The following is a 26,111-nucleotide window of genomic DNA, read 5'->3' as shown; positions in this document are numbered from 1 at the left end:
TTTTTTTCAGCGAGGGAAACTAAACAACCATCTCAACCTCTCAAAACCCTTCAAACTCACCGCTTTTCAGCAGCGCCTCGTTCAGAAGAGGTGCTCATTATAGATAAATTCAGAGAGGTGTCAACACCCTTTTTCAATTAATTTTAAAGTATTTCACAAAGACTATATTTAACAACAAGATAAAGCATAAAAATAATTGAAATTAATTGCATCGCAACGTGCCACAGCCCTGCTCTATCCTAAAAACAACGACCATCCATACAAAAAAACCCACCAATTCTGGCGGGTTGTGTGCACATATCATGCAATCTTTTAAGCATTCGGTCGTTTTCTTTGCATAAAACGGCGCAATGTTGTTTTCTTCTGAGTACCTTTACGCAATCCCACAATCTTTTCTTCCATTTTGACGTGCTCTTCATCATGTACCCACTCACGCCAAATCACTAATAAAAGCGCCATTAATACAGGACCAATGAATAAGCCTAATAAGCCCATGGTTTGTAAACCACCCACTAACCCAAAAAATGTGGGTAAAAATGGTAATTTAGCAGGTCCGCCCACTAAACGCGGACGAATGGTTTTATCCACAATAAAGAGTTGGCATGTGCCCCATGAAAAGAGAATGATGCCTTGGGTCACCAATCCACTGCCCACTAAATAGAGAGACACCATCGTCATTGACAGTGGCGCGCCACCTGGAATCAAAGCAAAAATGCCCGTCATGATGCCAAGGGTTAAAGCAGTGGATGATGGAATGCCCACCATCCAATACACCAAGCCAAAGACAATCCCTTCACCAATGGCAATGATCACCATGCCTGTCACGGTTGAACGAATCATAATCGGCACAACGCCCGAGATGCGCTCCCAGCGATCTAAAAACATGATGTGTCCAACTTTCGCTAGATTGCTTTGCAGTTTTTTACCATCTTTATATAAGAAGAACAAAATGATCAAAATGAACAATAGATGAAAGCCAATGCTCGCAAACTGCTTACCTAATGACAATATATAGTTGGCAAAACTTGTCACACGCTGAAGCCCGGCAAGCTGCAATAGCTCATTGAGCCCATTTTCTTTCCCTAAGTACTCAAGCCACAACTCATTGAGCTGATGCCCAACTAAGGGTAAATTTTTAATCCATTCAGGCGTGGCACTGCCATAACGATTGAGCTGCACCAACCAATTGCTTAAACCATGAAATTCAAACAACAAATAGTGCCCAAGCCAAAATACTGGCAGAACAATCAAAAGTGTAATGATGATGATGGCAATGGTGGCCGAAGAGATGGAGCGGCCGCCCGTCATGCGGAGCAATTCTCGATACACAGGCCATGTCACCACTGCAATGATGATGGCCGCTAAACCGGGTGCAAAGAATTGATGAAAAAAGAAAACACCTGCAAAGAGCAGGGAAATAATCAGCCACTTACCCACCGGATGGTAAGTCAGTGGCTTCAATGCTGCTGCCGAATGTTTTACATTCATTATTAGAGATGCTCAACTGTTAGAATTTCATACAATTGTACACCGCCTGGTGTCTCAATGCGAACTTCTTCACCCTCTTCTTTACCAATTAATGCTCTTGCAATGGGAGAAGTAACAGACAACAACCCTTTTTTGACATTCGCTTCATGCTCACCGACAATTCTATATGTCACTTCATCATCACTGTCTAAATTCAACAATGTGATGGTGGTGCCAAAGATCACTTTGCCGGTGGGCTCAATGGCTTTAACATCAATGATCTGTGCGTTTGATAAACGCGCTTCATAATCTGCTAAACGCGCTTCAACGAAACCTTGCTGTTCACGCGCTGCATGATATTCAGCATTTTCTTTTAAATCGCCATGCTCTCTTGCCTCTGCAATCGCTGCGATGATCGCAGGTCTTTGCACGCTTTTGAGTTCATGAATTTCTGCTTTTAGCGCTTCTGCGCCTTCCACTGTCATCGGGAATTTTTGCATCACTACCACCAACCTTTATTTTCCATATTAATCCATGGCTCTTGCGGTTCGAGCTTGTCACCTTTTTGCAACAACTCAATTGAAATGTCATCCGGTGAACGTAAAAATGCCATCCAACCATCGCGCGGTGGCACATTCAATTCAATGCCTGCATCTAACACACGTTGGCAAATCTCATAAATGTTATCCACTTCAAACGCTAAATGACCAAATGCACGGCCAATGCCATACGTTTCATCTGAATTCCAATTGTAGGTTAACTCAACTTCCGCACCTGTTGGATCATTTGGGCACGCCAAATAAACCAATGTACATTCCCACTGAGGGTATTCTTTTCTGCGTGTCTCGATCAATCCAAGCACATTACAATAAAAATCTAACGACTTTTCAAGATCCGAAACGCGCACCATTGTATGTAAAAATTTCATATGTCCCTCTCAATAAAAATGATCCATATTACCCTTTAGATAATATAGATCATTTTACATTTAGACAAATCAAGCGTGCGTTTTATTGCGCAACTACTACCTGAGCGGCACGCACCAAACGATCGTTCAATGTATAGCCTGTTTGCACCACATCCACAATTTCATTGCTCGGTTTACCCGTATTTGGAATCATGGTGATGGCTTGATGGAACTCAGGGTTCAACATCTCACCCATTGGGCGCACTTGTTTGACACCAAATTTTTCCACTGCATTGAGCAACATGCGATACGTCAGCTCAGAGCCCTCTTTAAATTTCACAAGCTCTTCAGATAAGTTCTCTTGCTTTTCAAGTGCATTGATTTCAAATTCTAATGCATCAATACATGGCAACAATTCTTTAACGAATTTCTCTAAGGCGAACTTATGGGCATTCGCTAAATCGATCTCAGTGCGGCGACGCAAGTTTTGCATGTCCGCTTCTGAGGCCAATAAGCGTTGAAAAAGAGCATCTTTCTCTTGCGTTAATTTTACCACTTCATCCGTTAAATCGGTGTCATCGGCAAGGGCTTCTACGCACGCTTCATCCATCGATGTTTCCACCGCTGCATCTTCTGCTTGTGCCATCTCTTTCTCTTTTTCAGCATTACTCATATGTTTTTTCCTTCTAAACTTAGTGAATAGTCTGTTCATAATGAGGATCGATCTGTGATTTTCAAGAGATTAGTCATCCCAATCTTCTAAACCATCTAAATCATACTCTTTTTCAAGTTGTCTTAAGAGCGCACGCTCTTCACGCTTCGCTTCAATGTCACGCCAAGCTTGTGACTGAGAAACCTTAACCTCAGGAATCTCTTCCTCTTCAACAGAATCTTCATCCATTAAATCGTTGTCATCTTCAAAATCAGTTTTCATATGTAAAACCTCCCTTTCATAAATTTATAAAAGCCTTATATATTAAACTGAGAAAAAAGCAATATTAATGGCGGGCATTTTTTAAACAATAAAAAAGGCCACCGCTGTTTATTGCGCTAGCCCTTTGTTTTAACGATCATTTATTTAATCAATCAAGATGATTAATTTATGATTTATTGATTCCCATCGATGTCAAACACACGTTTTTTACGATGCACAACTTTTACACTCTTTTTCACCGGTTTTGGCGAATTAAAGTCATCTTGCACATCACGCGCAGGTGCTTCACGACGACTAAAGAGCTGCTTGACGCGTTTTTTATTTTGGCGCGCAACGCTCGCCTCAAATGAATCGAAGGCAAAAGGATTACGGTTTTCATTCACAATGGAGTTGCCATGATTGCTGTTAAATGGATCTTCATTGTGATGGGAAATGTCTTGTGGCTGCGCTTCATAAGGCGCGTCATGTTCCGCAGGTTTCATCGGGCGCTGACCAAAGGGTGTATTGCGTTTTTTCTGCGTATTTTTACCGCCAAGTTTACGCAGCCCGCGACCACGTTTTTCTGTTTTCTCAGGTTTTTCTTTATTGTTGCGATCTTTCAAGCGCAAAATATTATGAGAACGTTGCGGTGGCGCTGCTTGCACAATAGGCAATGTCCATTTCAATTCGCTTTCCATCGCATCAATCCAAGGTGTTTCATCATTGGTCACAATGGAAATGGTGTTTGGCACATTGAATTTTTCACCCAATGTTTCAACGCGCGCTTTAAACTCAATGCCCACATCCGGTAGATCAAAGAAGATCACTTTGCCAATGTCACTTAAATCTGTCGTTTGCGCCACAGATTCTGGCAACAACAACACTTTTAATTCACCCGATTGCAATTGCTCAATGACTTTCTCTTTCGCTTCTTCTGATAAGTTCGCATGCAAAATACGTGAACGCACTTTCCCTTGATAGAGATACTCTTCTAAACGATGGGCATTGTGGCGCGTGCGTGTGATCACCAATGTTTTTTCATCACTACCTTTTAGCACATTGCGTAAATAGGCGCGTTTATAATTGCGATCCACCAGCACAATGTGGTGCCCTGCCTCTGCTGCGCTGGCATCCACCTCATGGCGCACCGATGCTGGCTCAGGCTCAACAAAGACTTTAATCTCTGGCATGGCTTTGTCATCACTTTGTGCTTTGACCACAATTTCAGGCGCATCGTCCACCATCGTTTCAACTTCTAACACAATGGGCGCCGCTTCTTTTGAGGTTTGTACAGAATCAGACAATGCAACACTCATCAATGGCAAGATTTTACAATCTGCCAATAACTGCGTCACACAAGGCTCTAAAATCGCCGCCATGTCATTCATGCCTTCAGGGGTAATGGTCATCACAAAATGAGAGGCTTGTAACACCTCTTCAGTGAGACGTTCACCGATTTGAAACGCCATCATTGGCGCGACAATCACAGGCGTTGCAAACACATGATCTGCCACTGTATGTGGATAAACGGCCGCAACACTTTCTTGCCCTAAAATGTTCGCCAACAAAATGGCCACGTCAAAACACTCAGAGACTGAATTTGTCACCACGATCATTCGGCGATGATCTGCCAATGCTTTGTGATCATTTCGCAACAACTGTAAGACATCTTTATTGAGCACAGAGGTAAAATGTAACGATTCTAACTCAGGATAAAGATCCACGGCCTGCTGAATATGATCGCTTAATGCGTCACACAAGCTAATATTAACTTTTTTACTCATCGTAAACTTTATATAACAATTCCTTGAGGACATCCGCAGCTGAAAAGCCTGATCGTCGGATGCAATATGTAAAAACTTATACCAATTACGGAGAACTTATGGGCTGATCAACCATCAAGCCATCTCCAACATTATGAAGTTCATTCGTTAACTACTATACTGAATAATATCACAGCTGTCATTTTTTTCACACGCACAGCACACAAAAGTTGTATAACTTCGGTATAATCCTAACCATCGCTATTTTCATGCCAAACATAGGAATCATAAATGAAAAAGATTATTAAATGGATCAACTTTGTTGTCTTTTTGGTCTTTCTAACCTTAATTTTCTTCGTGCTCTATTTAAACCGCGGCATCGAAGTGCACTTTGATTATTTAATTGGAGATGCCGTCTTAACCTTGCCAGCTGTCATCAGCATCATCTTCTTGTCCGGCGCGGTGTGTGGCATCATTGTCTCTTTACTCTTAAGCCTTGGTAGTTTTGGTGAGTCTTTCCGTCAGCGCCGTGAATTGAAGGCTGCGAAAAAATCCCTCAAAAAACTACAAGAAGAGAAAGCCCTCTAATTTATGTTTGAATACATCTGGATCCTGTTACCGCTCGGTTTAATCATTGGTTGGTATGCGGCAAAACTTGACAGTTCGCGTAAACGTAAGCTCCATCAATATTTAAACCTGCGTTATTACCTTGATAAAGAGAAGGTCAAAACGCCGGTATCTACGCCTGACTCCGCGATTCCCTTAAATGTGGAAGATGAAGGCATCCACTTTACCTTAACCCTTGGCGATGCGTATCGTCGCCGCGGGGAAGTGGATAAAGCGATCGAGATGCATGAGCATTTACTCCATTCCTTAGACATCAATGATGCTAAGCGTGCTGAAGTGTTGATCTCACTGTCTGAAGATTATGTGCATGCTGGCATTTTTGATCGAAGTGAACGCACGCTCAGAGAGCTACTCTCAACACCGTATCATGATGAGGCTGCCCTTAAGCTTGCCGCCCTTTATAAACAGCAAAATGATTGGCTACAAGCGGCAAGCATGTATGAGCGCATCAATGATTATAAAACGCGCTACACCACAGAAGTTGCCCACCTTTATTGTGAGATTGCCGAGCAAGCTTTAACGGATCATGATTTAGAACAAGCCCTTTTTTGGTCAGCGCGCGCCTTGTCTGTGGATGAAAACTTAGCCCGCGCAAGTTTAATCAATGCTTACATCGCGCTCACCCATCAAGAGTTTCATAAAGTGATCGATGCGCTCACCCTATTATCTGAGCAGCAACCTTCACTGACGCCCATCATTGTACCGATCATGTATCGCGCCATGATGAATGTAGAGCCGCAGCGTTTTGCGCCATGGCTAGATGAGATGATCGAACGTTATCCCCATTATTTTTATTTAAAACTGTGGAAAACGCATCTATGTGTGCTCACCGATTCTCTTAAAACGGCGATCGATTATCTGACTGAGCAATTGACGCACACGAAGAATCTACAAGGCATCACCCTGCTCAATCACCTCAACAGTTTACAAGATGGCGAACATCAAGCCACATTCACCCTCTATCATGAAACATTTCATCATGTGATTGACTACTATGCGCAGTTTCGTTGTGAGAAGTGTGGCTTCATCAGTAAAACGTTACAATGGCACTGCCCAAGCTGCCAATCATGGAATACAGCTGCGCCGGTTTCTGATATTATAGCGCTTCAAAAATAGTTACAGAGGACTCTATGCAAACAACATCACCCATCATCGTTGCCATCGATGTTGATCATACGCAAGCTGCATTGAACTTAATGGATGCACTTGATCCTGCTTTATGCCGTTTAAAAGTTGGCAAAGAGCTCTTTACCATGGCAGGCCCAAGCATTGTAGAAGCCATGCAAAAACGTGGCTTTGATGTATTTTTAGATTTAAAATTCCATGACATTCCAAACACAGTGGCGAGCGCCGTGAAAGTGGCAGCTGAATTGGGCGTTTGGATGGTGGATGTGCATGCACTTGGCGGTCGCAAAATGATGTGTGATGCCAAAGAAATTTTAAGTGGTTATTCAAATCCACCTTTATTGATCGCAGTGACATTGCTCACGAGCATGAGCGATGAGATGGCCAATGAGATTGGCTTACTTGGCAATAAAGATGAGATCGTCACACGTTTAGCGAACTTAGTGGCTGAATGCGGATTAGATGGCGTCGTTTCTTCTGCAAATGAAGCGAGCATGATCAAATCATTACAACCAAATTTACGCACGGTTTGCCCTGGCATTCGTTTAGATGATACAGTCAAAACAGATGATCAAGTGCGCATCATGACGCCACAAAAAGCTGTGGCAGCCGGTGCTGATTATTTAGTGATTGGCAGACCAATCACCCGTGCAGCAGATCCTCGCGAAGCATTGCACAACATTCTCTCTACCCTTTCCATTTAATTTGAGGAGACAGTAATTATGATGACTAAAGAAGAAGTACAAAAAAGAATCGAAGCCGGTTTAAAATGTGATTATATTCTCGTCTCTGGTGATGATGGTCGTCATTTTGATGCCATCGTTGTGAGCGCAGCATTTGAAGGCCTTGGTAAATTAAAGCAACATAAATTGGTGTATGAAACCTTAGGCGATGCAATGCAAACGGATGAAATCCACGCACTGTCTGTACACACGTATACGCCAACAGACTGGGAGCGCGTTCATGCACTCTAATGGCCATGTTCCTAAACTCATCATTGAAGGCAACGGTCCATTATCTGGTGAAGTGGTGGCAAGCGGCGCAAAAAACGCCGTTTTACCCATTTTAGCTGCCACCATTTTAGCCTCAGAACCGGTCACATTGCACAATGTCCCTAAATTACAAGATGTGATTGTGCTCACAGATCTTTTAAAAGATTTGGGCGCAAAAGTTGAGATCAACGGCAATACCGTTGTGATCGACCCACGCAGCATCACCAAAATTCGTGCGAGCCACAATTTGGTGAAATTGATGCGCGCGTCCATTTTAGTCCTCGGTCCATTGGTCAGTAAATTTGGTGAGGCAGAAGTCTCTTTACCGGGCGGCTGCGCCATTGGCAGCCGACCTGTGGATCAGCACTTAAAAGGGTTAGAAGCATTAGGCGCGAACATTGAGCTGAAAAATGGTTATGTGTTTGCCTCAACGCCGAATCAAACGAAATTGAAAGGTAACCATTTCACATTTGACATGATCACGGTGACGGGCGCCGAAAACATCATCATGGCTGCCGTCTTAGCCGATGGCCGCACAGTCTTAGACAACTGCGCACAAGAGCCTGAAGTGGTGGATTTATGCGAAATGCTCATCACATTGGGCGCACAAATTGAAGGTGTGGGCACCAGCCGCCTTGTGATTGATGGCGTCATACAATTAACCGGTGGTGAACACACCATCATGCCAGATCGCATTGAAGTGGGCACTTATTTAGTGGCAGGCGCCATGACATTTGGTGACATCATCGTCAATGATTGCACGCCAATTCATCAAGAAGCCACCATTGAAGCACTCTTGCAAACAGGTTGCGGCGTTGAAGTGATGGAACGCGCCATTCGCGTCTTCCCAAAAGCTTCAAAACTGAAAGCCATTGACATCAAAACGCAACCTTATCCAAAGTTTGCCACTGATATGCAAGCGCAGTTCATGGCATTGGCCACCATTGCGGAAGGTAAATCCACCATCATTGAAACCATTTTTGAAAATCGTTTCATGCATGCCAATGAATTGAGCCGCATGGGTGCGAACATTCGCATTGAAGATCATATGGCGATTGTGACGGGGGTTGATCGTTTATCCGGTGCTGAAGTTTCCGCCACCGATTTACGCGCATCTGCCGCCCTCATTTTAGCGGGCTTAGTGGCAGATGGCACCACAACCATGGATCAAATCTACCACTTAGATCGTGGTTATGATGGCATTGAACGTAAATTAACAGGGTTAGGCGCAAAAATTCGCCGCATTTAATGCCCAATGTTAAAAAAGCCAGTGAAAACTGGCTTTTTTTATGGCTATTTTTTCAGCTTTGCAAAAAAAGCATCGTGCGCGGCAATCTCTTCTGCCGTTGCGTAGATGACACGTGTGGCTTCTGGCAATACAGCTGCTGCATTCAATAAGGATGGGTCGAGCGAAACCGTTGCATGATCATCATCGCCTTCTCCTCCAAAGAGCGAATCCTGCCCGCCCGTCATGGCTAAAAAGACTTGGGCAAGGATTTCGGAGTCTAACAATGCGCCATGCAACGTACGCTTAGAGTTATCAATCCCTAAACGGCGGCACAATGCATCTAAGCTGTTGCGTTGCCCAGGATACATATCGCGTGCCATTTTTAAACTGTCGATCACGCTGCATTGTGCACTCAAAGTCTGCATCTTGAGCAATTTAAGCTCATGATCTAAGAACTTCATGTCAAACGCAGCGTTATGAATGATGAGCTCTGCGCCATCGATATAATCCACAAAATCTTGTGCAATGCTTGCAAATACAGGTTTATCACTCAAAAACTCTTCGCTCAAACCATGCACTTTAAAGGCTTCCACCGGCATGTCACGCTCAGGATTGATGTATACATGAAAGTGATTGCCCGTCAGCATGCGATCGACCATTTCCACGCAACCAATCTCCACAATGCGATCACCCGTTGCCGGATCCATGCCTGTGGTTTCTGTATCGAGCACAATTTGTCTACTCATCGCTTAACCCTCGTTCATTTTTCACTGCATCGGTGGCCAATGTGTCGGCACGCTCATTTTCAGGATGCCCCGCATGACCTTTCACCCATTGCCAATCAATGGAGAGATGGCGATCACGCTCGATCACCAATTGCTGCCAAAGATCCACATTTTTCACAGGCTGCTGACTCGCTGTTTTCCAACCGCGTGCAATCCAGCCATTGACCCACTCATTAATGCCTTGCTGCACATAACGGGAATCGGTGATCAATGCCACATGGCACGGCTTTTTTAGCGCTTGTAAACCTTTAATGGCTGCCGTCAGTTCCATGCGATTATTCGTGGTGTCTGCACAATAACCAGACAATTCCTTCTCATGACCACGATACTTTAAAATGCAGCCCCAACCGCCTTTGCCTGGGTTACCGCTGCATGCACCATCAGTATAAATATAGACTTTATCCATCATTACACAGCAACTGCGGCTTTGATGTGAGGATGAGATTCATAATTCACCAACTCAAAATCCTCAAACTCAAAGCTGAAAATGTCTTTCTTCAATGGATTGATTTTAAGCTGTGGCAATGGCAATGGCTCGCGCGTCAATTGCAATTCAGCCTGCTCAATGTGATTGGCATATAGATGGCAATCCCCGCCCGTCCACACAAAATCACCCACATCTAAATCGCACACTTGCGCCATCATATGAGTTAAAATCGCATAGCTGGCAATGTTAAATGGCACGCCCAAAAACAGATCCGCAGAGCGCTGATACAATTGGCATGACAACTTGCCATTGGCCACATAAAATTGGAACAATAAATGACAAGGTGGCAATGCCATGTTGGGCACTTCGCCCACATTCCACGCGCTCACAATAAGGCGACGGGAATCAGGATTGGTTTTAATCTGATTCACCACTTCTGTAATCTGATCAATGGTTTGACCATCTTGCGTTGGCCAGCTGCGCCATTGATGACCATATACAGGACCTAAATCCCCATTTTCATCTGCCCATTCATTCCAAATGCGCACGCCATTGTCCGTCAAATACTGAATGTTCGTGTCGCCTTTTAAAAACCATAACAATTCATGAATGATGGATTTTAAGTGCAATTTTTTGGTGGTCAATAAAGGAAAGCCCTTTTGTAAATCAAAACGCATTTGATGCCCAAAGATGGAGTAGGTGCCTGTGCCTGTTCTGTCCTCTTTGAAGGCGCCTTCATTTTTAACCTTTGCCAGTAAATCTAAATATGTTTGCATCTATTGCCCTTTGTTGTTGCGATATGCGTAAATCATTAAGCCTAATCCGGCAACGATCATCGGAATGCAAAGGATCATCCCTGTGGTGAGCCAATCGGTTCCGAGTCGATAACCTAAATGTGCATCCGGCTCGCGGAAGAATTCTACAATAAAACGTGCAATGCCATAACCTGCTAAAAACAAGCCCGATGCGGCGCAGCGTGGTCGTGGCTTATTTGTGTACCACCAAAGTGCAATGAAGAGCAATAAACCTTCGGTGATCGCCTCATACAATTGCGAAGGATGACGATACACCAAACCATTGACCACAGGCGCATGTTCAAAGAGCACGCCCCACGTTTGATCCGTATATTTGCCCCAAAGCTCGCCATTGATAAAATTGCCAATGCGCCCGAAAAAGAGCCCTAATGGTAAAAGTGGCGCAAAGAAATCGGTGATTTGCCAAAAGCTTTTTTGAATCTTTTTGCGCACCAAAAGTGCCGCCACCAATGTGCCCAGCAATCCACCATGGAAGCTCATGCCGCTCCACTCAACGGTGTGGCCATTCCAACCTAAAATAAAGAGCGGATTTTGTAACACCTGTTCCCAGCCATAAAAAATGGCATAACCCACGCGCCCACCTAGCACAGCGCCAATGAATAGGTAAAAGGCAGCATCGCCCACATTCTCTTTTGTCCAAGTTGAGCCCGGCTTTTTCGCACGATAATTGCCAAGGCCAATGGCAATGAGCAATGCCACAATGTACATCAAAGAGTACCAACGCACCGCTACCGGTCCGATGGAAAAAATCACAGGGTCAATCTGCGGCGTAAATATCATATCTATTTCCAATTTCAATAAAAAAGGGCTATTCAATGAAAGCCCTTTGCTGGTCAATGAGGCAGCATGGATTACTGTGCTGTTGCAGCCTGTTCAGGCGCTTTGGCTTGTTTTTCTTTGAGTAAAGATTTAGACACTTGATCCACCGCTTCTACAATGCCTTCATAAGAGGTTGCTTTAGAGGTTTCACCGTTCACTAAATATTCACCATCAATGATGAAAAATGGCGTGTAATCTTGCTGATATTGATTTTGTACTAAGTCTAACGCGCGGTTATAACTCGCTGTGACAGGAAATGAATTCCATGTCTTTAAGAAGGTCGCTTCATCAATGCCTGCATTTTTCTGTAAATATGCTGCAATGTTCTCAGGCTCAAAGTCACGCATGCGATCCACCATCAATGCTTGATACATCACAGGGTGGGCTTTTTCCAATTCACCCATCGCCTCTAACGTGAAAAACGTGCGGGACAATTGACCCCAAACGCCTTCCCCTGGCATATGAATGCGCACAAAGTTCACATCTTCAGGCTTTGTTTTTAACCAGTTTGCCACCGGCGCTTCTAACTGATAACAGTGGCCACAAGTGTAAGAAAAGACTTCCACCACTTCCACTTGTTCAGGATTAGAAGTTTTCACCAATTGTGCTTTTTCTGGCAATTTAACCGATTGTGCACCGGCAAACAACATAGAGCCCACCAATAATGTGGTGCCTAAGAGTTTTTGTGACATTGATCTTAAAGACATAGCTTCACTCTCTTGATTAAAGGATTGACTTATTTTGGTTGCATATACTTAATGTATGTGGCCACCGCTTCGATCTCATCTTCACTCATGCGCTCTGCAATGTCACGCATCATGCCCGCAGGATCGTTGCTGCGTTTATACGTTTTGAAGTTGTGCAATTGATTGGTTAAATACTCATAGTTTTGACCGATCAATGCAGGATAAGCCGCAGGACCATTACCCGTACCTGATGGGCTATGACACGCTGCACACGCAGGAATGCGTTTGTTCATGTCGCCACCAAAATAGATTTGCTCACCGCGCACCATCAAGGCTTTTGCTTTTGCTTCAGCTGCTGCGATTTCATCATTCGCACCTTCTGCTTTACGCACAGCACTTTTCGCGCCACGTAAATCACGGGACATGGCTTTTAACTCTTTTGCCGCATCTGCATTGTTTGCATCGGCTTTAACTAAGGCTTTTAATTCAGCTTCTTTCGCTTCTAACGCCGCTAAATCATTTTTGGCCTTTTCTAAATCAGTCGCCGCTTGTGTGCGTTTTGCGCTGAAATCTTCATCTAAATGATAAAACAACATCGGTTGTTTGCTGTAGTAAGCAGAGATGTTGGCAATGTCTTGATCAGACAACATGCTCGCTTGCGGGCTCATGGTCATTTCAAAACGAGAACCTGTGGCATCTTTTGATTCTTTTAATGCATGCAATTGAACACGAAGATAATTTTCGTGCTGACCTGCTAATTTAGCTTGATGTGGTAATGAGGCAACACCTTCACCATAAACCCCATGACACGCGGCACACTGCGTTTCTACAATTTTTTTTGCATCATCTGCATTGCCCACCACGTTTTGTGCATTTGATAATGCCATGGTGAGTCCTAAGGTACCGAGTGCTAATAATAGACGATTATAAGACAGCACAATAATTCTCCTACACTTTTTTTCTGTCATTGATATTCAAAATATCGATTATTCTAATACAAATGGGAAAATAATGTTACAAATTTTCCATCATTCCCCACCGTAATCCAATGGCTTATTTATTTTTCTTTGGCCAGTTCCGCCTCGTAAGCATCCCATGCAGCCCACTCATCAGCGTTATCCACTTCTTCTGTTGGATCCACCAATAAATATACCCAACGCTCTTCCATCAATTTTTCGATTTCCAATAAATGCTCAGCATTTTCCTTTGGAATCAAAGGAATATCAAATCCGTCACGATCATTGCGACAAATGGCTAAATTGCCATTGCCAAGCTGCTTACGCTGCTCGGCGGTCACATTGACGTAACGGATCTTTTTTCCATCGGGGCTAAAGTTAAAGCGATCGGTTGCACTGTCAACATTGACGCGTTTCTCATCAATGATGCGGCGCGCTTCAACACGCAACGCTTTACGCTGCTGTTTTGCTTGCACCGCTTGATTCGCTTGTGCTGACTTTGCTTTCTCTTGAGCCTCGCGGGCAAGAACCGCATCCTTTTGAGCCTTTGTCTCCGCCTCAAGCTGAGCTTTTACATCCTTGTTGCGATGCGCTTGATGCTTCGCCTTTTTTCTCTCTTGGTCGACTTTTTTAGCGCGTTCTTCACTGACAACGCCGACTTTTAAAAGTTGATCACGCAATGACACGATTCTTCCCTCTTACTTTTCAATCAAATTAGAACAACAAACGGCAACGGATCGTGCCATCAACATGTTGCATCTCTTTATACAATGCTTCAGCATCTTGCTCTGTGGATTTAACATCTAACACCACATAACCGATGTCACCACTTGTTTGCAGGTACTGCGCATCAATGTTCATGTCATAGTTAGACACTAAATTGTTCATGGTGCGCAAAATGCCCGGCACGTTGTGGTGAATGTGTAAAATTCGGTGGCTGTCAGGGTTCACAGGCAATGACACTTCAGGGAAGTTCACCGCTGTAATGGTTGAACCATTGTCTGAGTATTTCACCAATTTAACGGCAACTTCTACGGCAATATTTTCTTGCGCTTCCATGGTTGAACCGCCAATGTGTGGCGTTAAAATCACGTTGCGGAAGTTACGAAGTGGCGTGATGAACTCATCTTGGTTTGATTTTGGCTCAACAGGGAAAACGTCAATCGCCGCGCCCGCTAAATGTTTAGACTCAATCAAATCTGCCAATGCTTGTAAATCCACCACTGTCCCGCGTGATGCATTCAATAACACGGCACCTTTTTTCATACGGTTAAGGTTTTCACGGCTCATTAAGTTTTTCGTAGAGGCATCTTCTGGCACATGCAAAGTCACAATGTCTGACACTTCTAACAAACGATGCAAATCTAATGGCTCAGAGTTACCAAGTGCCAATTTTGTTTCTGTATCATAATACACAACGTTCATGCCAAAGCTTTCAGCAAGGATGCTCACTTGTGTCCCGATGTGACCATAACCGATGATGCCAAGTGTCTTACCACGCACTTCATGTGAACCATTGGCAGATTTTAACCAACCACCTTCATGGCACACATAGTTTTTCTCAGGAATGCCACGCATGAGCATGATCATCTCTGCAATCACCAATTCAGCCACAGAACGTGTATTGGAATACGGCGCATTAAACACAGGAATGGCACGCGCTAAGGTCTCTTCGAGATCCACTTGATTCGTACCAATACAGAAGCAACCAATGGCCATCAATTTAGGGGCTTGATCGAGCACTTCTTTGGTGATGCGTGTGCGTGAACGAATCCCGATGATGTGCGCATCTTTCAAGGCTTCGATCAATTCGGCACCTTCAAGGGCTTTTGCATAGGTCACCACATTGGTGTAACCCGATTTATGCAAACATTCCACAGCAGAGGGGTGAATGCCTTCAAATAAAACGATCTTAATCTTTTCTTTAGCTAATGAGTACATTTGGTCCAATCCTTTTTAGCTTAATTGCGTAACAACATATTGTTTCAATAACTGTGCGTCGACCGGCAACTTTTCAAAGCGCTGTGGCAATGCTTCAATCTGTGCATAGTCAGCAGGACGCTCTGGCACAAAACCTAAGGCTTGCTCAACAGTTTGTGCAAATTTAATCGGCTGAGCGGTCTCTAAATACATTTGTGGGATGCCTGCATCCTTGTATTGTGCGGCCACAAAAATACCATCTGCGGTGTGGGGATCCACCACCACATTGAAGTCATCATACACCTTACGGATGGTTTCCACACGATTGTCATGCAAACTCTGACCTGACTCAATGTTCCAGTTTGCACGCTCTGCCCAAATGGGGTCTTCGGTCAAATCAAAATAACCTTGCGTTTCAATCTGTTCCCACAATTGACGCGTGCGCTCTGCCCCAAGCAATAAATAGATGAAGCGTTCAAAGTTACTCGCTTTGGCAATGTCCATCGATGGGCTTGAGGTCAAATGCACATCTTTAGAAGCACGCGGGCGATAAATGCCTGTTTTAAAGAATTCATCAAGCACATTGTTTTCATTGGTGGCTAAGATGAGTTTACGAATCGGTAAACCCATCGCGCGCGCATAAATGCCCGCAAAAATATTGCCAAAGTTACCCGATGGAATGACAAAATCCATGGGCTCGCCAATCTCTTTTGCCGCCGCTAAATAGGCTTTAAAGTAGTAAACGATTTGCGCCAAAATGCGCGCCCAGTTAATGGAATTGACTGCACCTAAATGATTTGCCGCTTTAAATTCCGCATCGTTATTGAGGGCTTTGACCAAATCTTGGCAATCATCAAAGACGCCTTCCACAGCAATGTTAAAGACGTTCTCATCTTGCACTGAATACATTTGTGCTGTTTGGAAATCACTCATGCGACCAAATGGGCTGAGCATGAACACATTGATGCGCGGTTTGCCACGCATGGCATGAATGGCGCTTGAGCCTGTATCGCCGGATGTTGCCCCCACAATGTTCAATTGTTGATCGCGTTTTTCCAATAAATATGGAAACAATTCGCCCAAAAACTGCATGGCCATGTCTTTGAAGGCAAAGGTTGGGCCATTAGATAAACCGACCACATAATCTTCATTGAGCTTAGAGAGGCTGACAATCTCCTCAATACCAAATTTTTCGGCGGTGTATGCTCTTTCCACAATGCCTTTTAAATCATCAGCCGGAATGTCCGTAATGAAGCGGGACATCACATTAAAGGCAAGTTCAGGATAACTGAGTGATTGCCATGCTTGTAAAGTCTTGGTATCTACGGTTGGCACTGTCTCTGGCATGGCTAAACCACCATCTTTGGCCAATCCCTCTAAAACAACATCCGAAAACGCCTGTGGCTCGCTTTTTCCTCGGGTACTAATAAATTGCATGATATTTTCCATTCCAAACTGATCAATGTGAAAGAACGAGATTGATTAAAGCACACAACAAAGCGGATCATCAAGGTGCGCGCTAAAATAAAATCCATTGTTTTATTCGTTAATCTCATAAGGATCGATCACGATGTAGTCGATGATTTGCGCCGTTTTTGGATCAATCACCGCCGTCATGAAGAGTGGCGACTGTTTTTCAGGAGAAAAATAACGAATCGGCAACCACATAAACTCTGCTTTTTCGATGGCGTGCTTGGCCATAAAATCCGCCGCCGCTTGTGTCGCTTCACCGTTTTTTGCAAAGTCCTCATAGCCTTTGGCCATTTTTAACACCCGATCAATGTTATCCTCATATGGCACGTAATATTTTGGCTGCTTTGAAATGTCTAGCCCAAAGAGTGCATCATTGTTGACTTGAATGCGCGCCTCTTGATCAGGCACGGTTTGTTCAACATCCACCACAGCCATTTTGAGCCCTTCAAACAAAGGCAGACGATCAAACGGCGCTGTGTTTGCTAGATTCTCTGCACTCACCTCTTGATCCACCACCAATTCAAAGCGATCTGCATCAAAGGCAATGAAAACTGGGCGTGAAATGGAGATCGTCCAAGCACCCCATGCAAAAAATGCCAGCTGACACAATGTGATCACAGAGATGTCTAATATTTTCTCTTTGCGGGACTTATGAGTCTTATATGCAAAGCCCACACATAGCGGTCCCACACACAGATCCACCATCACAATCATCCAAACCAATTGATAACCACCGATTTCCGTGGCCCAAATGCCAGGATACCAAAGGTGCACGATGAACAACGCAAGCCCACCGATTAAGACAATGCTGAATAAAAAATGATACAAAAAAGCCTTGAGATTAAATACTTTCGATAATGACATCATAATTTTACTGAGTTCTAGTGAATGATCGGGGATTATACAATAAACTGCGCATGAAAAAATTTTACCTTATGGCTTGCAATTAAAAATAAATTGATAATAGAATCGAAAGGTAGACAAAATTATAACCACAGTAGGGGAACACTCAATGGAACACGACGCATATAATCCTTTCACGCATGCTCAAAAACAATTTGATCATGTGGCGACTTCGTTACATCTTGAAGAAGGTATGAAAGATCTTCTTCGCTCACCGATGAAAGAGATTCACTTTTCCATCCCGATTAAAATGGACGATGGTTCAACGCGCGTGTTCAAAGGTTTTCGCATGAAGCACAATGAGGCTTTAGGCCCCGCTAAAGGCGGCATCCGTTTCCATCCGCATGAAAGCGTTGATACGGTGCGCGCTTTATCCATGTGGATGACATGGAAATGTGCAGTGGTTGGCTTGCCATTAGGTGGTGGTAAAGGCGGTGTGATTTGTGATCCACAAACATTATCCTTAGCCGAACAAGAGCGCATTTGTCGCGGTTATGTGCGCCAAATTCATACGCTCTTTGGCCCAAATACCGACGTCCCTGCCCCAGATGTGATGACCAATGGTCAACACATGGTGTGGATGCTCGATGAATTTGAAACCATCAATCAAGGTCACTTCCCTGGCATGATCACCGGTAAACCTGTGAATTTAGGCGGATCACAAGGCCGCACAGAAGCCACAGGCTATGGCGTTGTGTATCACCTGCTCGCCCTGCTCGCTAAAAAAGGACTCGACATTCAAAACACACGCGCAAGCATTCAAGGTTTTGGCAATGTGGCACAATATGCCGCAGAGTTATACAGTCAATTAGGCGGCAAAGTTGTGGCGGTCTCTTGTTGGAATCAGAAAGATCAAAAAAGCTACACTTTCCGTGATTTAAATGGCTTAAATGTGGCAAAACTTTTTGAAATTAAAGATGCTTTTGGCAGCTTAGACATCGAGAAAGCTAAAGCCCTAGGCATTGAGATTTTACCGGGCGAAGCATGGATTGAACAAGATGTAGAGATCCTCATTCCTGCTGCCCTTGAAAATCAGATCACTTTAGAATCCATGGCAAAAATGTCCAACAATGTTCAAATCATTTGTGAAGGCGCCAATGGCCCCACTGCCTATGAGGCCGATGCAGCTCTATTTGAACGCGGTGTCACCATCATTCCTGATTTTTTATGCAATGCAGGCGGCGTCACATGCAGCTACTTTGAGCAAGTGCAAGGCAATACTAACTTCTATTGGGATAAAGAAGAGGTGCTCTCTAAATTGCAAACCTTCATGAACAATGCCTTTGAGAATGTTTATAACGTTGCAAAAGAAAAAGACATCAATCTGCGTGATGCGGCATACACCATCGCCATTACACGCGTGAAAGAAGCTGTACAAGCTCGCGGCTGGGCATCTTAATTTAACCCATTAAAAAAGCACCCAATGGGTGCTTTTTTATGGTCAGTCTTCAGCGCTTGAAGGTGCGATTGGCCATATTATCCCCATCAGTGCCTTTTAAAATCACAAACACTAACGTGGAAAACAGTGTGAAGAGCCCCATGATGATCATCGTGGCTTGAAAGGGCTCAGTTGTGTGATCAAAATAAGCCATCGGCACATGAGCAAAGATGTTCATAAAGATGGCTGCAAATGCAATCGCGAGCGTTAAAGACGCTTGTTGCACCACCAGCATCAAGCTATTGCCGCTGCTGACATTTTCATCCGTTAAATCCGCAATGGTGAGCGTATTCATGGCGCTAAATTGAATGGAGTTACAAAAGCCCAATGCAAACAGCAAGCCAATCAATACCGCAGCATGCACATGCGGTGCCACAAAGCCCATCACCATGATCAAAATACTGATCAATAATGTATTGATGATCAGCACCGTTTTATACCCATACCAACGCATGATCGTGGTCACCATGGGTTTATTGATAAGGTTTGCCAAAGCCAATGGCACCAGCATCCAGCCTGACAGTTCGGGCGTATAACCCATCCCCACTTGCAACAACAATGGCACCACAAATGGAATGGAGGCAATGCCAAGGCGCGCTAGAATCCCACCAAAAATCCCCACCACAAAAGTGCGAATCTTAAACAGCTCCACAGAGTATAAGGGCGAAGTGCTGTAATAGGCATAAATCCAATAGCTCACCAATAACAACAAACCTAAACAAAGCAGCATCATGGAAAACACTTCATTGTTTTGACGGCTGATGAACTGCAAGCCCAAAATCAACAATGAGATGGAAGCGGCAAACAGTACATACCCCACATAATCCATCTTCACATTGTCCGCTTTATAATCAGGCATGAAGAAAATCGCAAGGCTCAAACAAATCAAGCCAATTGGTAAATTGATTAAAAACACCCAATGCCAAGAGAGATATTGCACCAAATATCCACCTAAAATTGGTCCGAGCATCGGGCCAATCAATGCAGGCGTAATTGCATAATTCATGATGCGTAAAATATCTGACTTAGGATAGGTTTTAAAAATGGATAAGCGTGCCACAGGAATCGAGAGCGCCCCGCCAACGCCTTGTAATACGCGGGAAAGATTCAATTGCGTTAAGTTCATGGACAACGCACAAAAGAGCGAGCCTAATGTAAACACAAATAAGGAAATGATGAAGGTATACTTTGTGCCAAATTTATCGGAGATGATGCCACTTAAGGGCGTACAAATCGCCAATGTGAGTGCATAACTGATGATGGTGGATTGCATCTGTAAGGGCGATTCGCCAAGATCTTTGGCCATCGTGGGCAACGCGGTATTTAAAATGGTGGTCTCTAACATCTGCATAAAGATGGTGACCCCTAAAATCCACGGCAATACTGCTTTAGATCGGTCGGATGCAATCGAATTGGCCATAATGTCTTCTCTGTCCACAAATAATGGATAACAGAATACCACTCAAAACCATAAAGTTTAAGTGGTTAAAATATACATTAAGGATTTAAAAGATGGTCGGGGCAGAGGGATTCGAACCCCCGACCCACTGGTCCCAAACCAGTTGCGCTACCAGACTGCGCTATGCCCCGAAATCGATATAACCCTTCGAGATCTCGAAGGGTTATGAATAGTGGGGTGAACGACGGGGATCGAACCCGCGACAACTGGAATCACAATCCAGGGCTCTACCAACTGAGCTACGTCCACCATTGTTTGTTGCCAGAGTAATCGAGAATGGCGCGCTCGGCAGGACTCGAACCTGCTACCCTCGGCTTAGAAGGCCGATGCTCTATCCGGATGAGCTACGAGCGCTCAGGTCCAAGCTTACTCTTAAAATTGGTCGGGGCAGAGGGATTCGAACCCCCGACCCACTGGTCCCAAACCAGTTGCGCTACCAGACTGCGCTATGCCCCGTTAATCATGTTCTCTAAAAGAGGACGCCACTATATAGCGAATTTTAAACACTGTCAAACATGTGTTTAAAATTTAATCATTTTATTGATGATCATTAAACGATGCGCCGCAATTTTCTGTGGAATTTCTTTTGGCAATACATTCTCAATCAATGGTTTAATATCCACTTTGCTCAATACTGTATAAATGGATAATAATTGCTTTGACCATTCATTGAATGCAGATCTTTCACCGTTTAATTCAGATAAAATTGCCATGCTTGCTAAATAATCATGCAATTGATCCGGCTTACGGAAGGCATCTAAACCAAGCAATAGATCTAACCACGTTTGCGCCACCGATAAATCACGCGTTGGCCAATCTTTCCACGCATGTAATTTCTCTGCCGCTGCTTTTTCATGCACCGATAAACGATAGCGCGTTGCAAATTGCTTCACCTCCGCCATTGTTTCAAAGATCGACAACAAAAGCGCCACACGAATGTGCATGCCCTGCTCTGTTTCAATACTTGTGCGAAGCGCAGTAAACATCGCTTCCACAACAGTTTTATGCTCATCAAAATAGGGTTGCAACGCAGGAAACACAACTTTTAATGCACCTAAATCATAGAGCGCTTTAAAATAGTGTGCCGCATTCACGTCACTCAATGCCTTGTGAGTTTCTAGCCAAATGCGCTCTGCCACTAAATGATCAAGCTCGCCACTCTCCACCATTTTGTGAACCAAGTGCGCAGTTTCGCTCGCAATTGTAAAACCATCCTCATAAAAACGTGCATAAAAACGCGCCAAGCGCAGCACACGTAAAGGATCTTCTTCAAAGGCTGGGCTCACATGACGCAAAATGCGAGCATTGAGATCATCATGCCCGCCATAAGGATCATATAAATTTCCCGCATCATCTTTCGCCATCGCATTGATGGTTAAATCACGGCGCAATAAATCCTCTTCAAGCGTCACATCTGGCGTAGCAAAAACGGCAAATCCCCCATAACCATGACCTTGCTTACGTTCAGTGCGGGCAAGTGCGTACTCTTCTTTCGTTTTTGGGTGCAAAAAGACAGGAAAATCCTTGCCCACTTGTTGATAACCTTGTGCCACGAGATCCTCTGCCGTTGCACCGACCACCACCCAATCACGATCCTTCACTGGCTTGCCAAGGAGTTCATCACGCACAGCCCCGCCCACCTGATAAATTTGCTGACCCATTTTAAAATCCAAAATGTTCTTGAGAGAACGCAATGCGCGATGCAAAGTCCTCTTCTGGTAAATCTTTGGCTTTGAGCATCGCTAAACGCGCTTCCACAGTTTGATTGCGTGCGGCTAAGCCTGAGTCATTGGCGATCTGAATGTTTAAACCCGGACGCGCATTGAGCTCAAGAATCATCGGGCCTTTCTCTTGATCAAGCACCATATCCACCCCAATGTAGCCAAGGTTAGAGAGCTCATAACAGCGACTTGCCAATGAAATGAAATCCTCCCAATGGGGAATTTGCAGATCAAAAATACTGTTATTGGTGTCAGGATGGCGTTCAATTTTGTCATTGAGCCATGTCCCACGCAAAGTTTTACCCGTGCGTAAGTTGATGCCTGCCCCAATCGCCCCTTGGTGAAGGTTCGCTTTACCGCTCGATTGACGGGTGGGTAAACGCAGCATTGCCATCACAGGATAACCTTTGAGCACAATGATGCGAATGTCCGGCACACCTTCAAAACTGATGGATTTAAAGACAGGATCAGGCGTCACACGATACTCAATCATCGCCCGATCACGCATGCCACCTAATGAGTACAAGCCCGTCAAGATGTTGGAGATTTGATACTCAATTTCCGTCATGGTGATGAGTTTACCTGAGATGGTTTTAAAGCGATTTTCATCAAAACGATCAGCCACCACCAAAATACCATCACCGCCCGCCCCTTGGGCAGGCTTGATGACGAAATCTTGGCGATCTTTTAAAATCTTACGCAAATTACGCGTGATCTCGCTTTCCGTTTCAATGATGCCATAGAGCTCCGGCACACTGATGCCCTCCTCTATTGCCCGTGCTTTGGTCAGGATTTTATCATCCACTAAGGGATAATAACGGCGATCATTGTATTTAAGGATGTAATCACCATTACGCTGATTGATCCCCATGATGCCGCGTTTTTTCAAATCCTTCCATGTTTGAATATAACCAAACATATTAACCTTCCTTCACCAGTGCTTTAAAGCGCACCAATTCCGTTAAACGGTAACCACGATAACGACCCATCGCCAACATAAAGGCAATGAGGATCAATAAAATGCCTGGGAATGTAAAGGCAAAGTAACTGAGCTCATTTAAGTTCATCACATAAAAGGCAATCGAACCTGTGAAGAATGTGCCAAGCGCCACTTTAAAGGCAAACGCACCACCACGCTCTTCCCATGTGACGGATAAACGCTCAATGGTCATGGTTAAAATGACCATCGGGAACAATGTCACAGATAAACCTTGATCTAACCCAAGCTTGTGACTCACTAAACTTAAGATGGCAATTAAAATCACCACGCATGTTAAAACGATTGACAACCTTGGCAACATTTGTAGTTTTAAATGCTCAAGATAGGATCGTATCGCAAGGCCAATGGCCACAATGACACTGAATAAGAAGATCCCAAACACCAGCCCTGTTTCACGAAATGCCAATGCAATCAATACAGGGGTAAATGTTCCTAAAGTTTGAACACCCACAATGTTGCGGAAGATCAAAATGGCCAAAACGCCAAATGGGATCACAATCATGGTCAAATAGGTTTCTTGGATTTGAATCGGCAAACTGTACAGTGAATACGTTAAAAAGCTGCTGGCCTCTGCATTGCTCACTTTATTGGAGATGATGCCTTTTGAGGTCAATTCTCTATCATCTAAACTGAAATTAATATTTGCTTTGATGTCATTTGACACCGTCAATAACGGATCATTGCCCACCCACCAAATGAGGCGGTCATTCGTTAAGCCGCGTTGCCCAGAATTGAGATCAAAATAGATCCATTCACCGAGTTTTTTCTCATCTTGAGATTTCTCAATGTAGCTGCGCACAAACATTTGTGGCTTTTGATTCGAACCAATGCTGAGTTTTAACGTGTGCACAAATTGAATCGGGATGCGCGCTTGGGACAATAACACTTCCAACATTTTCCCGCGATTCTCAATGGAGTAATCACCTTCTAACAATGTTTTGGCATAATCATTGCGACGATCATTCAACGTTTGAATGGCTTCAGAGACAAAAGTTGCCGTGTCCGATGACAATTCACGAATGCTCGCAATCAAAGAATCGGCAGCCACTTTTTGTGCACCTTCTAATGGGATCGGCTCACGATACACCAATCCCTTAGGACCAATGTAACGCTCCACATTGCCGGCCTCTTCTGACACCAATAAGCGGTAATACAAGGTTTGATCACCGGTGGCTCTGCGTGATGAGAGGATCAATTGCTGATTGCCTAAAGGATCAATCTCACGGGCCACGCCATAATTACGGGCAAGGATATTGTCATCTTCTAAAATCACGGTGCTTAAACCATTTTCTTTAGAGGGGATGAACAATTTCACTTTCACAGGTTTTGAGCCGCGGACATTGAAATTGATTTTCGTATCAATCGTCCAAACAGACCCACGGGAATCTTCTGTCAATGGGATTTTAAGCACCCATGCTTGATAAGCAATGGAGCCAAAGCCAATCACCAATAACAAAGTGATTAATATTTTAAGATGCAACGTTAGTGATTTCATATCTGCTCTTTCTATTGTTGACAATTCGGTTGTGTGGTTTCAGATAAAGCGGGATCCACCACTGCTTTTAATTTGATCAATCCCACTTTACCAATCAATATCGGGTATTGAAAGCGTGAGCGATCTTGTAAATTGACTTCCATCTTCTTGCTCTGATTGCCAAGACAGATCTCTAACTCAATCACAGGACGCTCTGATGATGTTGGCACCCCTTCATGCATGCGCTCACCTTCACGATTCTTAATGCGGCTCATGCGCTTGATGGGAAATTCATAAGTTTTATTGTTTTTTTCCAGTTGAAAGCGCACCCACTTTTCTTTATTTTTAGTGAAAATCTTGATCTCTTTTGCACTCAAAGAGGCCGTTTTTGCACCCGTGTCTAATTTCGCGTGCAGTTGAATATTGTTAAGCTGTGGCAAGACCACCTGCTCATCGTGTCCATAAACATGTTTGACCACCTCAGGTTTTTGCACAGGGGTCGATTCAGTAGGTTGATCACTTTTCTCTTCTGCCAACACCGGCGCAAAAAACAAAGGGAACAATAGCAAAAATTTTGAAATTGTTTTCATAAGGGTCCTTATCAGTAGCACATTTATTTTTTCATAGAGGATTGCAAGGCAAGCTTGATGAGCTCATCCACCGCCATTGCAGGTTGCACGATCTTTTTAATCATCTTCTCAGCATCGCTCTGTTTATAGCCTAATGTGGTCAAAGCCAATACGGCATCTGTGGTCGGATCGGCCATGGGTGTTTGTCCATTAAAGAGATCGATACCCAACGATAATCCTTTAATCTTATCTTTTAATTCCACAATGAGGCGCTCTGCCGTCTTTTTGCCAATGCCTGGCACACGCGTTAAGCGCGCCACATCTTCACTTGAGATCACTTCATACAATTCACTGACCGATAAGCCAGAGAGAATCACTATCGCACTCTTTGGCCCAATGCCGGAGACTTTAATCAATAAGCGAAACGCCTCTTTTTCTGCGTGCGTATAAAAGCCATAAAGCAAACTGGCATCTTCACGCACAATGTTTTGAATCTCTAATGTGGTGCACTCTCCTGCTTTTGGCAACATTGAGAATGTGGACACAGGCACTTCAATCTCATAACCAATGCCGCCGACATCTAAAATCACAATGTTCGGTGGCATTTTTTCCCAAATCAATCCCTTTAAGCGTGCAATCATTTT

28 protein-coding genes and 4 tRNA genes are annotated in these 26,111 nt (G+C 44.0%); 6 read left to right on the top strand and 26 right to left on the bottom strand.

Translation table 11 applies throughout. From position 1 onward, the window contains the following. Positions 1-312: 312 nt before the first annotated feature. The 6 genes from B143_RS0109600 to B143_RS0109575 form a co-directional block, all read right to left on the bottom strand. Positions 313-1,488 (bottom strand): AI-2E family transporter, encoded by a 1,176-nt coding sequence (locus tag B143_RS0109600; protein WP_008316693.1) that lies wholly within the window; start codon positions 1,486-1,488, stop codon positions 313-315. Between the two features lie 2 nt (positions 1,489-1,490). Next, complete coding sequence (gene greA, locus B143_RS0109595; RefSeq protein ID WP_026165790.1) at positions 1,491-1,967, bottom strand: transcription elongation factor GreA; 477 nt, start codon at positions 1,965-1,967, stop codon at positions 1,491-1,493. A gap of 2 nt (positions 1,968-1,969) precedes the next feature. After that, positions 1,970-2,395, bottom strand: coding sequence for a VOC family protein (locus B143_RS0109590; protein ID WP_008316695.1), 426 nt, complete (start codon positions 2,393-2,395; stop codon positions 1,970-1,972). Positions 2,396-2,477: 82 nt separating this feature from the next. Next, complete coding sequence (gene grpE / locus B143_RS0109585; protein WP_018123101.1) at positions 2,478-3,047, bottom strand: nucleotide exchange factor GrpE; 570 nt, start codon at positions 3,045-3,047, stop codon at positions 2,478-2,480. 69 nt (positions 3,048-3,116) lie between these two features. Beyond that, on the bottom strand, positions 3,117-3,308 hold the full coding sequence (locus tag B143_RS0109580; protein WP_008316699.1) for a PA3496 family putative envelope integrity protein: 192 nt from the start codon (positions 3,306-3,308) through the stop codon (positions 3,117-3,119). 173 nt (positions 3,309-3,481) lie between these two features. After that, a complete protein-coding gene (locus tag B143_RS0109575; RefSeq protein WP_018123100.1) occupies positions 3,482-5,071 on the bottom strand; it encodes a helicase-related protein in 1,590 nt (529 codons plus the stop codon). Between the two features lie 270 nt (positions 5,072-5,341). On the opposite strand from B143_RS0109575, the gene B143_RS0109570 reads away from it, so the two are divergent. From B143_RS0109570 to murA, 5 genes are read left to right on the top strand one after another with little or no spacing between them, the layout of a single operon-like run. Continuing rightward, entirely contained in the window at positions 5,342-5,638 is a 297-nt protein-coding gene (locus B143_RS0109570) for a lipopolysaccharide assembly protein LapA domain-containing protein (RefSeq protein WP_008316703.1), read from the top strand. A 3-nt stretch (positions 5,639-5,641) separates the two neighbouring features. Beyond that, the gene (locus B143_RS0109565; RefSeq protein ID WP_018123099.1) at positions 5,642-6,793 is read left to right on the top strand and encodes a tetratricopeptide repeat protein; all 1,152 of its coding nucleotides are present in this window, start codon (positions 5,642-5,644) and stop codon (positions 6,791-6,793) included. A gap of 14 nt (positions 6,794-6,807) precedes the next feature. Then, on the top strand, positions 6,808-7,506 hold the full coding sequence (gene pyrF, locus B143_RS0109560; RefSeq protein ID WP_018123098.1) for an orotidine-5'-phosphate decarboxylase: 699 nt from the start codon (positions 6,808-6,810) through the stop codon (positions 7,504-7,506). Positions 7,507-7,524: 18 nt separating this feature from the next. Continuing rightward, a complete protein-coding gene (locus tag B143_RS0109555) occupies positions 7,525-7,776 on the top strand; it encodes a BolA family protein (RefSeq protein ID WP_008316709.1) in 252 nt (83 codons plus the stop codon). Further along, a complete protein-coding gene (murA, locus tag B143_RS0109550) occupies positions 7,766-9,043 on the top strand; it encodes a UDP-N-acetylglucosamine 1-carboxyvinyltransferase (RefSeq protein WP_018123097.1) in 1,278 nt (425 codons plus the stop codon). Before B143_RS0109555 ends, murA begins: the two co-directional genes overlap by 11 nt. Positions 9,044-9,087: 44 nt before the next feature. Here the strand turns inward: murA and dnaQ are convergent, their stop codons facing one another. From dnaQ to B143_RS0109500, 10 genes are all read right to left on the bottom strand, one after another. Next, positions 9,088-9,768: a DNA polymerase III subunit epsilon gene (gene dnaQ, locus B143_RS0109545; RefSeq protein WP_018123096.1), complete on the bottom strand. Its 681-nt coding sequence runs from the start codon at positions 9,766-9,768 to the stop codon at positions 9,088-9,090. Continuing rightward, a complete protein-coding gene (rnhA, locus tag B143_RS0109540) occupies positions 9,761-10,216 on the bottom strand; it encodes a ribonuclease HI (RefSeq protein ID WP_008316714.1) in 456 nt (151 codons plus the stop codon). Before rnhA ends, dnaQ begins: the two co-directional genes overlap by 8 nt. Continuing rightward, positions 10,216-11,010, bottom strand: coding sequence for a thymidylate synthase (locus tag B143_RS0109535; RefSeq protein ID WP_018123095.1), 795 nt, complete (start codon positions 11,008-11,010; stop codon positions 10,216-10,218). The genes rnhA and B143_RS0109535 overlap by 1 nt, the downstream gene beginning before the upstream one ends. Beyond that, on the bottom strand, positions 11,011-11,829 hold the full coding sequence (gene lgt / locus B143_RS0109530; RefSeq protein WP_008316717.1) for a prolipoprotein diacylglyceryl transferase: 819 nt from the start codon (positions 11,827-11,829) through the stop codon (positions 11,011-11,013). A gap of 71 nt (positions 11,830-11,900) precedes the next feature. Beyond that, positions 11,901-12,560 (bottom strand): thiol:disulfide interchange protein DsbA/DsbL, encoded by a 660-nt coding sequence (locus tag B143_RS0109525; protein ID WP_018123094.1) that lies wholly within the window; start codon positions 12,558-12,560, stop codon positions 11,901-11,903. Between the two features lie 44 nt (positions 12,561-12,604). Continuing rightward, positions 12,605-13,492: a c-type cytochrome gene (locus B143_RS0109520; protein WP_008316719.1), complete on the bottom strand. Its 888-nt coding sequence runs from the start codon at positions 13,490-13,492 to the stop codon at positions 12,605-12,607. 119 nt (positions 13,493-13,611) lie between these two features. Then, positions 13,612-14,196, bottom strand: a complete 585-nt coding sequence (locus B143_RS0109515) for a DUF2058 family protein (RefSeq protein ID WP_018123093.1) — start codon at positions 14,194-14,196, stop codon at positions 13,612-13,614. 28 nt (positions 14,197-14,224) lie between these two features. Continuing rightward, positions 14,225-15,451: a phosphoglycerate dehydrogenase gene (serA, locus tag B143_RS0109510; RefSeq protein ID WP_008316721.1), complete on the bottom strand. Its 1,227-nt coding sequence runs from the start codon at positions 15,449-15,451 to the stop codon at positions 14,225-14,227. A 15-nt stretch (positions 15,452-15,466) separates the two neighbouring features. Continuing rightward, positions 15,467-16,867 (bottom strand): threonine synthase, encoded by a 1,401-nt coding sequence (gene thrC, locus B143_RS0109505; RefSeq protein ID WP_018123092.1) that lies wholly within the window; start codon positions 16,865-16,867, stop codon positions 15,467-15,469. A gap of 102 nt (positions 16,868-16,969) precedes the next feature. Next, a complete protein-coding gene (locus B143_RS0109500) occupies positions 16,970-17,731 on the bottom strand; it encodes a hypothetical protein (protein ID WP_248647529.1) in 762 nt (253 codons plus the stop codon). 184 nt (positions 17,732-17,915) lie between these two features. Here B143_RS0109500 and B143_RS0109495 point away from each other — a divergent pair, with 184 nt between their 5' ends. Beyond that, positions 17,916-19,205 carry a Glu/Leu/Phe/Val family dehydrogenase gene (locus B143_RS0109495; RefSeq protein ID WP_018123090.1) on the top strand — a complete coding sequence of 430 codons (1,290 nt, stop codon included), beginning with the start codon at positions 17,916-17,918 and terminating at the stop codon, positions 19,203-19,205. 49 nt (positions 19,206-19,254) lie between these two features. Here B143_RS0109495 and B143_RS0109490 read toward each other — a convergent pair whose 3' ends face one another. The 10 genes from B143_RS0109490 to ruvA all read right to left on the bottom strand — a co-directional run bounded on the left by B143_RS0109490 (position 19,255) and on the right by ruvA (position 26,108). Then, entirely contained in the window at positions 19,255-20,664 is a 1,410-nt protein-coding gene (locus B143_RS0109490; protein WP_018123089.1) for an MFS transporter, read from the bottom strand. A gap of 93 nt (positions 20,665-20,757) precedes the next feature. Continuing rightward, positions 20,758-20,834 (bottom strand) — tRNA-Pro (locus B143_RS0109485). A gap of 42 nt (positions 20,835-20,876) precedes the next feature. After that, positions 20,877-20,952, bottom strand: a tRNA-His gene (locus tag B143_RS0109480). Between the two features lie 28 nt (positions 20,953-20,980). Then, positions 20,981-21,057: transfer RNA gene (locus B143_RS0109475), tRNA-Arg, on the bottom strand. Between the two features lie 25 nt (positions 21,058-21,082). Then, positions 21,083-21,159, bottom strand: a tRNA-Pro gene (locus B143_RS0109470). Between the two features lie 65 nt (positions 21,160-21,224). Continuing rightward, positions 21,225-22,364: a tRNA nucleotidyltransferase/poly(A) polymerase-related protein gene (locus B143_RS10100; protein WP_018123088.1), complete on the bottom strand. Its 1,140-nt coding sequence runs from the start codon at positions 22,362-22,364 to the stop codon at positions 21,225-21,227. Position 22,365: 1 nt separating this feature from the next. Continuing rightward, on the bottom strand, positions 22,366-23,343 hold the full coding sequence (locus B143_RS0109460) for an alpha-L-glutamate ligase-like protein (protein ID WP_018123087.1): 978 nt from the start codon (positions 23,341-23,343) through the stop codon (positions 22,366-22,368). Between the two features lies 1 nt (position 23,344). After that, on the bottom strand, positions 23,345-24,919 hold the full coding sequence (locus B143_RS0109455) for a UUP1 family membrane protein (protein ID WP_018123086.1): 1,575 nt from the start codon (positions 24,917-24,919) through the stop codon (positions 23,345-23,347). A gap of 11 nt (positions 24,920-24,930) precedes the next feature. Further along, positions 24,931-25,488 carry an ATP-dependent zinc protease family protein gene (locus B143_RS0109450; RefSeq protein ID WP_018123085.1) on the bottom strand — a complete coding sequence of 186 codons (558 nt, stop codon included), beginning with the start codon at positions 25,486-25,488 and terminating at the stop codon, positions 24,931-24,933. 23 nt (positions 25,489-25,511) lie between these two features. Further along, positions 25,512-26,108, bottom strand: coding sequence for a Holliday junction branch migration protein RuvA (ruvA, locus tag B143_RS0109445; protein WP_018123084.1), 597 nt, complete (start codon positions 26,106-26,108; stop codon positions 25,512-25,514). Between the last annotated feature and the right edge of the window lie 3 nt (positions 26,109-26,111).

The sequence above is a fragment of the Wohlfahrtiimonas chitiniclastica DSM 18708 genome, assembly GCF_000375345.1.
Taxonomy (GTDB): domain Bacteria; phylum Pseudomonadota; class Gammaproteobacteria; order Cardiobacteriales; family Wohlfahrtiimonadaceae; genus Wohlfahrtiimonas; species Wohlfahrtiimonas chitiniclastica.
This window is presented reverse-complemented; position numbering and strand designations above follow the sequence as displayed.